The organism is Haloarcula sp. CBA1129 (assembly GCF_008729015.1).
GTDB lineage: Archaea > Halobacteriota > Halobacteria > Halobacteriales > Haloarculaceae > Haloarcula.
The window spans coordinates 842654-857928 of record NZ_RKSM01000001.1; the positions used below are offsets into that span (position 1 = coordinate 842654).

General features: G+C 56.3%; 10 protein-coding genes. 5 read left to right on the forward strand and 5 right to left on the reverse strand.

Annotated elements, in window-relative coordinates:
• Positions 1-2: 2 nt before the first annotated feature.
• The 5 genes from Har1129_RS04175 to Har1129_RS04195 are packed head-to-tail and all read right to left on the reverse strand — an operon-like array spanning position 3 to position 8328.
• Positions 3-3257: a VirB4 family type IV secretion system protein gene (locus Har1129_RS04175; RefSeq protein WP_151099549.1), complete on the reverse strand. Its 3255-nt coding sequence runs from the start codon at positions 3255-3257 to the stop codon at positions 3-5.
• Entirely contained in the window at positions 3257-4930 is a 1674-nt protein-coding gene (locus Har1129_RS04180) for a hypothetical protein (RefSeq protein WP_151099550.1), read from the reverse strand. Before Har1129_RS04180 ends, Har1129_RS04175 begins: the two co-directional genes overlap by 1 nt.
• 2 nt (positions 4931-4932) lie before the next feature.
• A complete protein-coding gene (locus Har1129_RS04185) occupies positions 4933-5781 on the reverse strand; it encodes a hypothetical protein (protein ID WP_151099551.1) in 849 nt (282 codons plus the stop codon).
• Complete coding sequence (locus Har1129_RS04190; protein WP_151099552.1) at positions 5778-7865, reverse strand: hypothetical protein; 2088 nt, start codon at positions 7863-7865, stop codon at positions 5778-5780. The genes Har1129_RS04185 and Har1129_RS04190 overlap by 4 nt, the downstream gene beginning before the upstream one ends.
• A 7-nt stretch (positions 7866-7872) precedes the next feature.
• On the reverse strand, positions 7873-8328 hold the full coding sequence (locus tag Har1129_RS04195; RefSeq protein WP_005533600.1) for a pilin: 456 nt from the start codon (positions 8326-8328) through the stop codon (positions 7873-7875).
• A 1001-nt stretch (positions 8329-9329) separates the two neighbouring features.
• Between Har1129_RS04195 and Har1129_RS04200 the strand changes: the two genes are divergently transcribed.
• From Har1129_RS04200 to cas8b, 5 genes are all read left to right on the forward strand, one after another.
• Positions 9330-9995, forward strand: a complete 666-nt coding sequence (locus tag Har1129_RS04200) for a hypothetical protein (RefSeq protein WP_151099553.1) — start codon at positions 9330-9332, stop codon at positions 9993-9995.
• Positions 9996-11483: 1488 nt separating this feature from the next.
• Positions 11484-11756, forward strand: a complete 273-nt coding sequence (locus tag Har1129_RS04210) for a DUF433 domain-containing protein (protein WP_151099554.1) — start codon at positions 11484-11486, stop codon at positions 11754-11756.
• A complete protein-coding gene (locus Har1129_RS04215) occupies positions 11757-12083 on the forward strand; it encodes a DUF5615 family PIN-like protein (RefSeq protein WP_151099555.1) in 327 nt (108 codons plus the stop codon).
• 238 nt (positions 12084-12321) lie between these two features.
• The gene (gene cas6 / locus Har1129_RS04220) at positions 12322-13128 is read left to right on the forward strand and encodes a CRISPR-associated endoribonuclease Cas6 (RefSeq protein WP_151099556.1); all 807 of its coding nucleotides are present in this window, start codon (positions 12322-12324) and stop codon (positions 13126-13128) included.
• Complete coding sequence (cas8b, locus tag Har1129_RS04225; protein ID WP_151099557.1) at positions 13115-15274, forward strand: type I-B CRISPR-associated protein Cas8b/Csh1; 2160 nt, start codon at positions 13115-13117, stop codon at positions 15272-15274. The genes cas6 and cas8b overlap by 14 nt, the downstream gene beginning before the upstream one ends.
• The last annotated feature ends 1 nt before the right edge of the window (position 15275 follow it).

A 15275-nucleotide genomic window follows, 5' to 3' on the forward strand; every position in this document is an offset into this window, starting at 1 on the left:
AATCACTCCGTATTGTCGAACTCCGAATCAGTCTCTGCCTCGGTACCACCATCAGCAACAACTGCATCCGGCTGTGCCCGGTCAAGTGCCACAGACACAGCATCCACCAACTCATCTTCGTCCAGTCCGTCCAGAACGCGCTCAGCCTTCTCCGGGGACAACCCGTGATTCGTTAGCTCTTGCTCGACTGCTTCCGAGTGGACGAACTCTTCGAACTCAGCAATGTGGGGGTCAACCTCGGCGACAACATCGTCAAACGCGTCCTCCGCGTCGGCGTCGAGGTCGATAATCTGCTTTTCCTCCCACGACGTCTTGATCGTCAGCGGGTAGTCGCCATGCTCGTCGACGCGGACCAGCGCTTGCGAGTACCCCTGACCGTCACCCAGCGACTCCTTGCCGGCCTCGGCGTGCTGGATGTAGGACTGCTGTTCGTCTGTCAGTCCAGCACTTGTCGCAGTCTCATCACCCAGTTCTGGCTCACGATGATGCACCTTGATCGGGCACATCCCCGCGATTTCCTCAGCGGCTCCCTTATCCTCGAACTCCGAGAGTGTCTGGGACAGCATCACCAGTCGCAGCCCAGCGTGACGCTGGTGGCGGGCGATCTGGTTCAGCGACTCCAAGTTCGCAGCGTCATTGAACAGGTAGTGCGCTTCGTCAATGATGATCTCGACCTTCTGGGTCATGTTCTTGGCCTGCTGGTACAGCGTCGACAGCAGCAACTGCATGATGAACGACTGCTTGCCGAGGCCACTGCCCGAGCCTTCGACCTGCTGGAGATCCAGATACACAGCCTTGCTGCTGTCATCGATCAACCGCAGGTCCGACTCTTTCGAGAGATTCCCGAACGTACTCCCCGGGCGGAATGGATGCAGCGCAATTGAGAGTTCGTTCGCGTACTGCTGGATTTTCTGCTGGGAAGATTCGGTTGTCGCGCCGGGGAACATTCCCGGGTCTTCTTGGAGGCGGTCAACCACATCGAGGAAGTCACTCAGGTCGGGCGAGTTCGCCGGCGTATGCGTTGAGGGGTCGTCCGGGTCGATATCGGATTCAGTGAATATCTTGTCGATCAGGAATGTGATCAGCCCGCTGTGCATCTCCAGATCGACATCCCGCGATTGCAGGAAGTTCTCGATGACACCGTACACTTCGTCTTTCTTCGCTGAGACGGGCTGCATATCCGGGGACTGTTCGAGAACATGGGGCGGCGTCGGATGCATCTCACACGGATTCAGCGGTGTCTCGCCGCTGATTGTGATCGTCTTTGCATCCAGCATCTGCGCACTGCCGTGCATATCCCCAACCGGGTCGATGTAGATCTGCTTGACATCCGACCGCTTTTTTAGCATCCGCATCGCCCGAGCCTGCGTGCCGTGTGTTTTGCCGCCGCCGGGCATCCCGGTCACCAGCTCTGAGTGGCCGGTTTCGAGCGCCCATGGGTCGATCAACAGCGATGAATCGTTGTGGCCGTGTAGCCCGTATTCGATCCCGTCCTCCATGCGGAGGTAGTTCGACGAGAACGGGAACAGCGAACCCAGCGCTTCCCCGGTCATCGAGGAGAGCCGATTCTGGCCGAGTTCATTGGCCCCGATGGGCGAGACAGTCACCAGTCCCGCTTCCTGCCGGCGGGTCGTTCGCTTGACGCCGCAGTTCGACGGCGAGTCCCGCAGCAGCGTTTCAAGCCGGTTCGTTTGCTTCCGGAGGTCTTCCTCGGTCTCCGCGGTCAGACGGATGAACGCGCCGACACGGAACAGCGACGTGTGGTTCCGGCGGACCATCTGTCGGATGTACTTCGCCTGGTTGACCTCCTGTTCGATATCTTCCGCTTCCAGCTCCCCTTTGTCGTTTTGCAGCATCTTCAGCGACGAAATCCACTCTTTTATGACTGACACGGCCGCGTCAGAGTCGTAGGGGTCGATGTGGATTGAGACGTCGACGGCAAGGTCCGTATCCAGCAGCAGTTGCTCTAACATCCCGCTGGTCGGATGCTCTGGATACGTCTCGATCCAGAAACAGCGTGTGTACGTCTCTTGGTCGAGGAGGGCGTGGTCGGCGTCCCACTCGATATCCGTCGGCGCGACCAGCGACCGATGATTCTCTCCCGGTCTGTGCAGCTGGGAGACGAAGTCCGTCTCGTCGACCTCGTAGTCGGTCCCACCGACGTCGTCGGTCTCCATGCCCTCTGCGACGTCGTGGGCTGCCGCACCCTCGCCGTGCTTGATCAGTTCCCGAGCGGAGTATGTTACCGGAGAGACGGAGGCCGCCTCTTCGTACTCTCGCTCGGACCGCGTTTCACAGGCCCAGTAGTCTTCGGTCAGGTTTGCCAGTTCGTGGGGGCTGACCGACCGGCTGCGACACCGGAACATATTGTTGACTGCCCTGTCGACAGTCTCAAGCCGGTCGTGGAGTTTCTTGGCCTTGAACTCCTCTCGCTCGGCATCAGTCAGCGTATCACTGTCGAATCGACCGAACAGTCGCCCAAGGACGGGTATCCCGGCTAGATAGTCAGCGATGGAGTCATCGGCCATCTGGAGGTCGTGAATATCACCGTCAGTGACCCAGACGACGATGTAGTACTTGCGCTGGAGTTCGGTTTCGGTCTCAACGTTGCCGCTGTCATCGGTGTAGCGGTTGACCCACTCCAACAGGACTCCCCGGAAGATCGGGTGGCTCTTCGCGTCGGGATCTTCGAGCCGATCGATATGTGTCTGGATGTGGGATTCGTTGTCGACTTCCGCTGTCGTGACGTGGAGCTTTGCTCGACCAGTCAGCGACTCAGACAGGCGTGTGAGTGACTTGACTGCCTTGTTCCACTTCTCGTCGTCTTGCAGCGACATATTGGCAGGTTCGACCTCGACCGCGCCGACATATGCTCCGTCGACGCGCTCGATGCCGTGGGGCATAATCCGCTCCAACCGTGTGACCTGCCGAGCATCCTGATTGCCCTGGCCGTGGGTGTACTGGCGCTTTTTGACGAGCCAGAACAGTTTGACCCGTAGCCACTCAGTCAGCCGGTAGTGGTCCGGGCGGACTTTGTGGAGGATGTAGAGGAAGACTTCGACGACCGCTGTGAGGGCCAACGTGGGGAAGAACAGCGCCGCTGGGACGAACGGCATCCCCATCCCAACGAGGAAGCCAAACGGCGGGATGAGGAACAAGATGAGTTCCCCGAGCGTGTAGTCTCCCCAGAAGTTGGTCGTGTCTCCGAGGGACTCGTGGATGATGTTCGTGTTGTACTCTTCTTGTTCGTCAGCCATCAGTAGTCATCCCCCCGAGGCGGCAGGCCGTCGCGGTATGCATCAGGCCCTAATTTATCGGCATCAGTCGCAAACACATCCTTGAGTGAGTCATACGACTCGGACCCACCAGAGTCAGTATCGGTCCCGTTTTTGTCGGGTTCCCCATCCGAGAACGGCGGGTCTGCATCAGACTCGTAGACTCTGGTATCGCCGGAGTTAATCTGCGTCTGGCGCTCAACCTCCGTCTGACGCTCACTGATTGGAGTATCGTTGCTTCCAGAGTCGCCGGACGAACTCCCGTTGTTGGTGAACCTACTGTTGAGCGGACTTCCAGAGGAGGTTCCACTGGAGCTTCCGGTGCTACTGGAGCCGCTAGAGCCACTGGAGCCACCAGAACCACCGGAGCCCCCGGAGCCACTGCTGCCGGCAGGAGGCGGAGCGGAACCGCCGCCACCGCCGTTACCGCCTCCAGAGCCGTTGGAACCGCCACCAGAGCCGCCAGTACTGTTCCCACCGCCACCGGAGCCATTGGAGCCGCTCTTCCCGTAATTGCGTTTCATTCCAGCGGGGTTGGCTGCCATCTGGCGATGGACCATCTGGGCACCTGTGGCAGCACCGCCGACACGCCCTTTTGCAGCGCTTGAGGCGGCTCGAATCGTGCCACCCGTCGCCATTGCTGCGCCGGGGCCACCAACGGCTCCAGCGCCGGCTGTCGCCGCTGCACCAGTGGCCGCCGCGCCGATCTTTGCTGGCTTTTTCCCGCCGGCAAGGACCTGCTCGCTGACTTGGATTGCCACGCGGCTACTGCGCTGGATGAGGACCTTCTGGGACTTTGCCGCCAAGTACAGCGTGACGAGACTGATGAACAGCGACAGTTCAGATGCCAATCCCCAGTTTGTTGCCTCAAAGCTCATGCGGATCAGGATTGCAGGCGGGATGCCCGCAGCGAGGACGCCCGGGTATGCGCCAGCGATCTGCTTTGCCAGTCCCGAGAAGCGATTGAGTGGCCAGACTTCCACTGCCCAGAACGTCGCCACCAGCGGCATCGACAGCGTCAGCAGGAAGACCAGCAGCCACCGAGTGATGAAGATAAACGCCGCTTTGAGGTAGACATACAGGCCGACAATAATGAGGACGAGGAATATCCCAAGGCTGAGTTCCGCAATTTGCTCGGCTGAACCGATTAGTGCAGCGACTTCAGTGGTTGATTGACCGGAGCGGTAAGTGGCCTTACCGATGGCATCGAAGAATTGCGTCCCCAGCGAAGCCACTGGGAGCCAGAAGAACAGCGAAAGAAATGCTACTCCGATGCGACGCAAGAGTTTCTTCCGAACAACTGGGTTCATCGACCCATATCTGAGCCCGATCATTGCCAGAACCGAGAACTGGATGCCGAGCGCTAACCCAACGATAGCATCGAAGTAGATGCCCGAGATGAGCGAGTCCCACGGGGCGTTAGTTGCGGATTCAAACGCGATATCTACAGGGGCTGCTGAATTCGGCCCTTCAGGAGCGGGCGTCCGTACCATCGGGTCGATAATGCTCTCGAAAAATCCATCTAAATACTCGACTATCTGTGTTCTGAGTTGATCAAAGAAGCCACTCATACCGGCTGTAATTGCCGATGAGAGTTCTCTAATCAGCCTCTCGGTGATTTCCTCGATGATTTCGTCACCAATTCCGGCCTGCATCGCTACCCCCCTGTCTCCGTCTTTGTCGGGGTTGTGGTGACCTCTTCTGGCTCACCAGCTAGAGTTCGTTTGCACCCGTTACCGGTGGAGTCAAACCTGTCGGTATACTTGATGGATTGGGTGATAGTAACCGGGTCACTCCAGAGGAATCCAACAGTCAATTCCTCATCCCTCTCAGTTGTCTCTTCGACTTTTACGCAGTGTGAACCATTGGCGAGGAGGAAAGTGAACTCGACAATGCCAGTTTCACCAGGTTCTATTGGTTCAAACGGATCGCTGTCTTTGTTTTCTCCATTGAGGATTGTCTGCGTTGCCGCGCCGGTTCGCTGGCCCACATTCCGGACAACCACCCCTAAGCTATCGTCGCGGATCTTTTCGTGTTCAGTCCCGGGAACGACTTCCTCAAGTTCGAACGTAGTGCCCAGTTCGAGTGGGAGTTTAGTTTCGACCTCATCCCCACGGAGGTAGAGCCTGTGCCTTCCCCGTGGCAGCGGCTCATACGAGTCCTCTCCCTCTGTTAGCGAGAGACGTGTCCGGGTCTCGCCGGGACTGAAGTAATCGCTGGCGAACTCCCGCCCAGACTCTGTGATGATGCTGACCGATGACGGCTCGATCTCATCGGTCACGGCCACCTCCAGTGCCAATTGACGGCCGTTCTCGACAATCTCAATCGACGTCTCTTCGATGTAGTCGGACTGCTCTTCCGGCGGACCGGCGCTTCCGTCACCGCCGTCACTACTATCAGACAGCCCGCCGCTGCATCCTGCAAGTGCGGCAAGACTCCCGCTCAGGAGTCCAAGCACTGTTCTGCGGTCGATACTGCTAGTTCGTGGTATATTCTTGTGTGTCATGGATTATACCAACCAACGAAGTTGCCTCTCGTCCAGACGTCGTAGCCGTACAGCACCAACACAGCCGGCAACAACGTCAGGAGCGTCACTACAGCGAGGTCGATGAATTCTGCAAGGTCCGGGAGATCGAGTTCATATGCGACCCGCTCTTGGGTGTCTCGCACCGGGACAGCACGCCCTTGCTCCCACCAGATCTGATTCGGACGATACGTGACTATCGCCGACGAGACTTCGCCCTGGTCGACGGTCACCGTAATCTCATCGTCGCCAGAGAACGGCCGTTCAATTCGAGTCTGTCCAGTCGCGACCGTAACGTTCCCCGCTGCAATCGGGAAGCCAGCCGTCGGTTCGACCCGGACCAGCAGGTCCGTCGAGTTGTCGGTCGAGTTGACGACCTCGGAGGTGATATTTACCTCGCGGATCGGCGTCGGGTTCGTCGAGTCCGCTGGCTGTTTGATGCTGTTCCCGCGAACGAGTCCGTGGATCTCGGAGTTCTCTGTCCGGAGCGATTCCGCACTCCGAATCGTGAACCGATCCGCTCTCGTGAACGTCTCCGAACGGTTGATCCGAATCTCCGGTGGGAGGGTGGTCCTGTTGGTCGCGTTAGCGGTCGTGTTCCCCGTCGCGTTCACCGGGTACGTCGCTTCCAGCGACGGCACGAACTGCCAGCCGTCGGAACTTTCATTTTGGACGCGGTTGACCGTGACTTCCGGGCCCTCTGTAGTCCGGACAGCGTGGGTTTCGAGCGGTCGCACTGGCGTCGTCGTATTTTCGGACCAGTTCTCCCAGCCGGGCGGTGAACGAGTGTAAAACCGCCACTTGCTCTGGACCTCGTATCCCCTGTCAAACTGGACGCGCTGCCAGCTGCCGGGGATTACAGTCCCGATACGGTAGTCGTCGGTCGTGGCCCCTCTGCCGTTCGGGACGACGCCGGGCTCGACGATCATCTCCCGCTCGGACAGGTTTTCGACGTGGACCGTGCGGGAGTCCGTGACCGTCAGTTCGTACTCGTTGATCTCGTTATCATCGCTCCCATTATCGTCACTCTCGTCATCGTCAATCTCTGAGATATTCGTCGAGACCGTCGTGACCAGTTGGAGGTCGGTGGTCCCAGAGATGTTCGTGTAGTTGAGCGTCGGCTGAGCAGCGGTGCTGTTGTCCATCGCAGTGCCGTTGGCATACAGCGTCGTGTTCGTCGACGTGTTCAGGACCCGGAAGTCGTCCTGGAAAAACTCCGAGATGAATACCCGGTAGTCGTGGATGGCACGAACAGTTCCGTTTGGACGGACGAGCCGTTTTGTGCCCGATGGCCGATGGACAACGGTCATCGGTTCGAGACTGAAGAACGCGACATAGGCGTCACGAATCCAGAGTCCAGATCGAGTGTCGGTGACGTTGACTGGTCGCGAGGAGTCCTCAATTCCAGTCCGGAACGAGTCGTGTTCGGGCCGGTTCCACAGCGTCGTGTTCGAGGGCGCACGAGAGGGCATATCTCCCGTGCAAGATGGCAGGACGGCCAGCGTGCCGTTCTCGGCATCTGACCGGTCGGCCCGTGTGAGATTCGGGTGGTCGGGGTCGCCAGACCACAGCGCACGGAAGAACGTGTGGTTGTGATTGTAGGACCGGTTCGGAGGCACGACGCCGGCCGTCGCGTTGTCTCCAACAGACGCGTTCGCTGGCGGATTCGAGGCGTTCTCGTAGCACGAGACTTGGGCGCTGAGGTTCTGCCTTGCGCCGAGTTCGACGGACCTGTTTACGTCTGTCTGGTTCGGTGCTGGTCCCTGTTCGGTGGACTCGTTGCCCCCGGTTCCGTTAGCTGCTGTCCCGTTGTCTACCGCGTCTTGGACGGTGGATTCGTTGTTGTCAGTGTCATTCGCTTGTCCCTCACCGCTGGAGCCATTCGGTGCAGTGGCGTTTTGTTGGAGTACCCCCACGCCACCGTGGCTCACATCGCCGAGAGAGTCTGCCGTCCCCCGCTCAATCTGAGATAGGTCGCTACCAGCAGACGCAGGCCCCGCAGCTGCGGCTGTCGAGAGCAGCGAGCAAAGGGCCGCGACCAGCAACAGTGAGCGGAGTGTTGGCATCGTGTGCTTAGAATGGCGTCACGCAGTCCGAGAAGCCGAAGCCGACATTGTCTCCGAACTTCGTGATCAACTCTGGAGCCACGATTGCCAGCACAACGACGCCGAGGCCGACCAGCGAGAGGATGAGGTCCCGTCGGGCTTCGTTTTGCTGGTTCGGGTTGCCAGAGGCTCGCATATACGACAGGCCACTGCGACCGACGAAAACCATCGTTGCTGGCAGGCCAAGACCAGCCAGTGCGCCGAAGACGACATCGACGCCGTCTTCGACAGCCGTGTCACAATAGATGTTCCCAACGTCAGTCTGGCCCATCGCCGAGCCAGCAAACAGCGTGAGAATCAGCAGCAGTTGGGTCCCCTGTCGCACGCCGGGCGTGAGCCATGCGTCTGCAAGTCGGCGCTTCGCGTGCGTGTAGAGTGTTGGTTCCGAGGTCGATGCGGTCGATGCTGTAGTTTGTGTTGACATGGATGTCTCTGTTTTTGCAGTCTTGCTTGCTTTCCGATTCCCCACCGGTGACCCGCTACCAATTGTATATCAGTTTTCTTATGTTTGTGGTGAACCCTGCCCTGAATTCGCCAGCACTTATTGACAGTGGGACTATCAAAAAACTTGTGAACAAAATTAAGAGTGCTAGATTATGATAGGTAGTGTTACTCGGCAATGCCGTAATTTTCGTGCCGCATGAATGCTAATGCTAAGTAAAAAATCTATTAGTATATCAACTAGTAGTTTAATCAACTAGTCTATCAGCCGCAGAGATCCCAAACCGTATATCAGAAATTGCGGCAGTTAGGAAAGAATATTGATAGTGATAACTAGTAGTATATTTACTGCAATTGGATATAAGATAGCCATGGAATTTGATTAATAGAACATCATTAGGCTAGCTTCATAGAAGGGCAAAAGCGAGGCATTAGGAGAGCCAGACTGAAATCAGAACCTCCCGTTGCTCGGGTCGTGGACCACTCTCATATTGTTAATGTCGCCGCACACACCCGTGTCGTCAACTCTGCGATGCCGAGCGAGCGGGAAATAAAACTGAGCAGAGTGGATATGCGGTTCTATCAGTTACTGTCGAGGATGGTGAGATAGCCGTAGCCGACTATGACCCAGAAACGACAACAACGCGGAATGAAGACGCACAAAGCCGGTTTGACCGGCTGTCGAGCCGGCCAACAGACGAGGATTCATAAGACGAGCAGTTATAATACTGAGAAGTGGCTTGCTGTCTGTAAGACCAATCTACAGCGGGTTGATCTCTGGCAACATCGGGATAGAGTGCGGGGATTGTCCTCGTTGGGCTTCATGTTCGTTTCGGCGGTGACTGGAGGGTAGTGTTCATGGGGTTAGCTGACACTTGCGGACGGTCTCAAGCGATAGCCCACCTTTACTGGCTAACTGTTGAGCGAACCCCAGTCGTGTGGGAAGCACGGCACTTACATAACACTCCATCTACAGCGGTGGGTATGAGCGAGTGGGTCGTGGATGCCCGTGGGGGTGTCTGCAACCAGTGTGAGAACGAGTTCCAGCGCCTCGCCCAGCACTGGTCGCGCAATCAACAGTGTTCGTATCCGGATGTGGGTGCGGCCCAGCACGAGGCGATTCGTGGGTGTCTGGTTGGTGACGGTAATCTTGACAATCCGAATGACGGCCCGCCGGCGCTTCGGATTGCCTCAATGCGGCGGGCACACATCGAATGGATTCGCGACCAACTTGGCTGGCTCGTCCGTGGAGTCACGCGCGACACGGACGGTGCGTATCGCCTTCGGACGCTTTCACATCCCACTCTTGGCCGGTACTGGACGTGGACGGATGGGCCCCCAGCGGACTGGACGCTAACGAAGCCTATCGCGCGTCTGTGGTACGCCTGCGACGGTGGATTAGAGTGGCCCGGCAGCTCGACGCAACCACGAGCCACCTGGACGATCACTGACGACGCCAAGCGACGAGCCTGCAAGCAGGCGCTCGCTGAACAGGGCTACGAGGTCATGGTATGGGACCGACGGTTGGCGTTGCCCTTTGAGGCGACCGAGCGGTTTCTGGCGTGGGTTGGCGATCCGACACCCGGTAGCGAACACAAGTGGGCGACAGAGCGTGAAGAGTATGAACGGCGTCGCGGGGAGCTATCGTAGGGTTCTGGTGGCATACAGTCGTTCTCGGCCAGACCAAGTCATGTGTCCTGCCAGAGAGCTCTGATGACATCATTTCGTGTCTAGAGAAGTCGTCAAATCGCTGTGAAACGCGGTGAGGCGTTAACCAACAACGGTTGATCTCGACCGCTACTGTTGGTTAATCAGATATCGGTTCGCCTTCTAGGCGTGGTTTATTGCTTGGAGTGATGATGTGTAATAGCCGTTCAGTTTATGTGCGAAAGAATCAACTGAACCAGTGACGACCGCCAGCGGAGCCACAACGAATATGACCACTTGCATAGAAGATGGAATCGCTAACTCGGCTGATGAGTTAGGTTACTAAAAAGCCGTCTTATTTCAGTGATTCTATAAAATGGGATCAACATCGAAAAATCGCTTCAGTGGCCGCGCTCTCATTATATTTGCAGTAGTATCGTTCATCATATCCGGTCTACTCATTGGTGCTGCCTCGGAGCCGACGAACGCGGCTTACACCACCGAGACGAATGAATCGCAAGTGTCTCCCGATGCCGAGGTAGTCAGTTACAATAACCTTTCAGCAGCGGGCCAAGACGTGTTCGACCAAGCACTCCGTGCTGATGGGATTACCACAGTGCATCAGTCACCGCCAGATTTCGACTATCCCGGTGACACGATGGACTATACCTACGTCGAAAAAAAAACGGGACGATATACACTATAGGCACTGGATCAAATAGCTGCTGGGTATGTGCCTTCGTGGAGCCACTCAGCATCGTGGCTGGGCTTGCGGGGGCCATCCTGTTGCTGCGCGGAGTGTATCGCTTGGTGAACGGGGAAGCCGACGCCACATAGGGCCGATGATCGGTAGAGTGTCTTTTTGGGAGTCTGGTTTCAACTCAACCGAACGTCACGCTCACAACCATTCTGATCACCACTAGAGCTTTTGTGGCCTGCGAGTTACAGTCACTGTACTGACCGGTACAGCGATTTGTTGAGTAAGTCGTTACTCAGTATTTCAGGGATGGAGGGGAGATATGGCGCTCGGTATGTCTGCAACTTGATTAGACTTATTTGGGAGAATTGATATTCTATTGGTACCGTGAAGCATCTCTACCGTCGCGTAGATGCGCGGATACGTACTCTCTCGCGGGGGAAATTCGCAGTTCTAGCCGGTATCCTAACCGGCATTGCTTTCCTTGCATTCACCCTGTTACTGGGTGATTTGATGCCCATTCAGGCGGTGTCGATGTCTGTCACAATAGCTGTGGTTTATTACATACTTGACCCAAATAGCTAACTCGAGTAAGAGTCGTCGCCGAACTGTTGAGAGAGCTTCCCCTTAGACGAAACAGTAGGTAGTTTGCCTCTACTGACCGAAGTCACACGGTTGAAAACCTGAAGCGTATGCTTACAGGGATAAGCACGACCAGTTCTTCTTCGGAGACTTTTGATAGAGATACACTGGTCCGAACACTCTTGATGCCCCAGGCGGTAGATGACACTAAGATGAGTTCGACGGTCCAGATTGTGAAAACGCCAGATATCCTCCACGGAAAGCCCCGAGTTGAGGGAACACGGGTTGGCGTCCTCCAAGTGGGGGAACTAGTCCGACAGCGTCAGTGGAGCATCTCTGAGGTCGCCGACCAACTGGGTCTTGATGATGCACAAGTTCGTGCTGCGACCGAGTACTACGATGAGCATCCGGAATTAATGGACACGCTTCGTGCACAGAAAGAAGCACGAAAGCGATCGGTCACGCAGCAGAGTCAAGCCGAATAAATGCGGATTCTTTGCGATCAGAACGTACCCGCGAAATACATTGAGGCGTTCGACGACGCTGACAACATTACTGTCACGACGGTCGAGAGCGTTCTGCAGCACGATGCTGCGGATAGAGAAATCGCAGCCTACGCTGAACGCCACAACTGGGTCGTGTTCACGAACGATGACGATTTCTTCGTAGTTGATGGCGACCACGGCCTGCTCCTGTATGACCAGCTGGATGATCCAGTGCCAGGCGACGTTGTCACCGCCATCCAGCGTATTGCAGAAGCATATCACACTCAATCAGAAATCACTGAATCAGTCCCTGGAAACTGGGTTTAGTTCTCTCAGGATAGGTAGAACCGCTCAGTGCGAGCTACGGGCCCTTCTACTGCTGATAAATAATCCGGCTGACGGGTGGCACTCATGATTACCGTGATAATCAGAACCAGTAGGAAATAACGTACTACACTGACACTACCAATGTGCGATATTTTTTATCACCACCTGTGTTTTTTATTATGCCAATATATACAATAGATTGTATGATTGGCAAAGGTGAGTCACCCGGGTGCGTGTAATGGCCCATTTGTCGGCACGTGCGGATGCGGCTTATCAGAATGATTACCACCATAAGCTCCGTGGTCGGCTCTGGGACGCACTTGAGGGGACTAAGTACGACCAACGCCATGACGATGGCGAGCCGCCAGGATTTGTTTACTCGAATCCATTTCCACCCCACGATATGCAGGAGGGTGATGATCGTAAACTTCTGGTTGCCTCACCCGATGAAGGATTACTGGCCAACGTCGCCGCCGACTTACTTGACCAACCGGAACTGAACATCGGCGAAATGCCGTTCCACGTTGACGACGTTACGTCGCTATCGCCCGACGTCGGTGAACCGGGCACGCGCGGGACGATTGAAACCGGGACCGGCCTATTGGTTCGGATTCCACCGTGGCGATGCGAGGAGTATGGAATCGATCATCCCGGTGGCGACACCGCCGTCTTCTGGCGTCCGGAGCATTCGATGGAACCACTCCGTACGCAGTTGGAAGCAAACCTCGATCAGAAACACAACCGATTCGCCCACGATCACCTGCCGGGACCGAGCGACGTCGACGGCGACCTGTTCGACGGCTACGAACTCATCAAGACGTTCGCGGTCCCGGTGACCGTCACTGAAGGCCAAGAGATGACCTACGTCCTAAGCAAGTGGGAGTTCTCGTATATGGTTCGGGACGACCACCACCGCCGCCATCTCAACCTTGCATTGGATTGCGGACTCGGCGAGCGGAACTCGCTAGGGCTTGGGTTCGTGAATATCACAGAAAAAACGCGACCAGGTGAGAGCGAACTGGAGGGAAGCGATGCTTTCGCCTGACGAGTTCCGAGAGAAGTACCCGGCCGAGGATTTGGAAGCCGAACTACCGGATTCGCCAATCGGATCGCTCCGCGATCTCCAGTACCTCTACGGGAAGCTCTACACGCTCGCCACAACAGGTGGCGGTGAGTATGCTCCGTATCTCACACCCGACGCGGCTGGTGATCTCATTGACACCGATAATAGCCTAATCGTGGTCAGAATAGACGTGTCGGGTGACAAGCCACAGCTGGCTGCTGATCTTGATCCAGTGCTGGTGACAAGATACACTGATGACCTGGTGCAACAGGTTGGCCACTGCAAATATGCGGCAGCAGCCGGGATTGACCACAGCGTTACCCACCAAGCTGGGCGAAATAGCGATCCCGAAAAGCTGGCACGCTACGCTAAAGAACGGCTTACGAAGTGGGCTGTCGATGAAGTCGTGACAGAAGCAGCCGACAACCATTCCGATGGCTGGATCATTGAACGACTAGCCGAAGTCGGTGAGGACGAGAGTGCACTCGAAACAATTGAGGAGAGGATCACGCAGAAGCTCGGCGGCGAATCAGCTACATCGCTGTTAACGGTTCAAGTGAAAACTGAGTCAGACGGCGGCTACCAATGGCCCGGCGATCTCGACGTGTTCAACGAAGCGATGCGCCAGCGGAAGCTCTCGAAGCTCGTTACAAAAAACAAAGCCAACGATTCATCAGGAGACGCAACCGATCTCGTTACGGGACTCCCTGCCCGAACAGTTGGAACGTCCGAAGATCCGCAAAACTACTTCCTCGGCAAACAGCTCGAAAAGTTCCCCGGACTCGACATCGAAGAAGCGTGGCGTTCACATCCGATTTCGGAGGATGCCGCGATCACCGTGATGAACGCCGAGACGTTCGTCGAAGCTTGTACTTACCGGACGTTTGGCGCGAAGGTGTACTACCTGCCATACGTATTCGGCCGGTTGGCAGCTGACAAAGTCCATCGGCTGTACGAACTGCTCTATCAGGCTGTTGAGGAGGAAGAAACAACCCCAATCGAAAACGCGTACAAAAGAGAACGTGACAAAACTATCGAAGAACAGGACTTCCGCTTCTACGTCTCGGCTGTGATGCCACATCAGATGTCACGGTACGATGTCTTTGGCGAGACGCTGAACGGCCGACTCCACTACCCGAAGCAACTCGCAATTACACATAATCAGTTCGTAGAGACCGTCTCAGCGTTCGACAGAGACCACTATACTGACTGGACGGCTCCCCTACCGACCAATCAGAACTGGGGGCTACTCGAAACAAATGACGAACAATTGCACGCAGTCTCGACTGGCTGGTATTTCAGACAGACCTTCGCTGAACGCGATGATGACGAAGCTGACGCTGACGATCCGCGCATCGAAGCCCTCGTTAGTGTGTTGAGTGGCCAACCAATTGCCGTTGATGTCCTGCTTGAAGAGTATGTGAGCCGGATAATTGACGACGAAGGCGATGATGAAGAATACGAGGGATTCCCGTCGTTCCTCGTAGCAAGCCAGTTTGCCCAACTGTGCGTACTTGCAGACGAAGATCTCAACCTGTTGCAGACAGCAGATCCATCAAAAGACCAGATTACACAGCAACCCAGCTATGACACCAGCATCATGCCATCACTAGATGAGATTCCAATTGCGGACGGGGGCCACCCTGCCGCACCGAAACTCGAATCGTTCATTGATGAAACACCTGCACTGTCGCCAGGCCACGACGATGATCCGGATTCCATGACGAGCCAACGCCGCGGGGCGTTCCTGCTTGGTGCGCTTGTCGGTGATATTGGAAGCTATCAGGAGTACAGCGAGGATCGCTCGACGACGCTGGTCGACCAGTACCCGGTCAAGTCGATCACCCGATCACGGATCAAGAAGGTGACACAGGAAACCATCGCCAAGACGCTGACATACACGCGCCAGGAAAAAAAACAGCAGGGGAACTATCCCGGAACAAAGGCAGATCACATCGTTGACCGCCTTCGCGATACGATCCTCAATCCCGATCCCGAGGATTGGGAAATTGAGACCGACGACCTCCGTTTCTACTACGCCCTTGGCGTGACGTACGGGATGAATGATCACCCGTGGAACCGGGACGAAACCGATGCTAACGAATCCACAACCGAGGAGAACCTCTAAC

Coding starts and splice junctions, on each gene's coding strand:
- Har1129_RS04200 (WP_151099553.1), top strand. CDS start 9,330: ATGAGCGAGTGGGTCGTGGATGCCCGTGGGGGTGTCTGCAACCAGTGT.
- Har1129_RS04175 (WP_151099549.1), bottom strand. CDS start 3,257: ATGGCTGACGAACAAGAAGAGTACAACACGAACATCATCCACGAGTCC.
- Har1129_RS04210 (WP_151099554.1), top strand. CDS start 11,484: ATGAGTTCGACGGTCCAGATTGTGAAAACGCCAGATATCCTCCACGGA.
- Har1129_RS04215 (WP_151099555.1), top strand. CDS start 11,757: ATGCGGATTCTTTGCGATCAGAACGTACCCGCGAAATACATTGAGGCG.
- Har1129_RS04195 (WP_005533600.1), bottom strand. CDS start 8,328: ATGTCAACACAAACTACAGCATCGACCGCATCGACCTCGGAACCAACA.
- Har1129_RS04185 (WP_151099551.1), bottom strand. CDS start 5,781: ATGACACACAAGAATATACCACGAACTAGCAGTATCGACCGCAGAACA.
- Har1129_RS04190 (WP_151099552.1), bottom strand. CDS start 7,865: ATGCCAACACTCCGCTCACTGTTGCTGGTCGCGGCCCTTTGCTCGCTG.
- cas6 (WP_151099556.1), top strand. CDS start 12,322: ATGGCCCATTTGTCGGCACGTGCGGATGCGGCTTATCAGAATGATTAC.
- Har1129_RS04180 (WP_151099550.1), bottom strand. CDS start 4,930: ATGCAGGCCGGAATTGGTGACGAAATCATCGAGGAAATCACCGAGAGG.
- cas8b (WP_151099557.1), top strand. CDS start 13,115: ATGCTTTCGCCTGACGAGTTCCGAGAGAAGTACCCGGCCGAGGATTTG.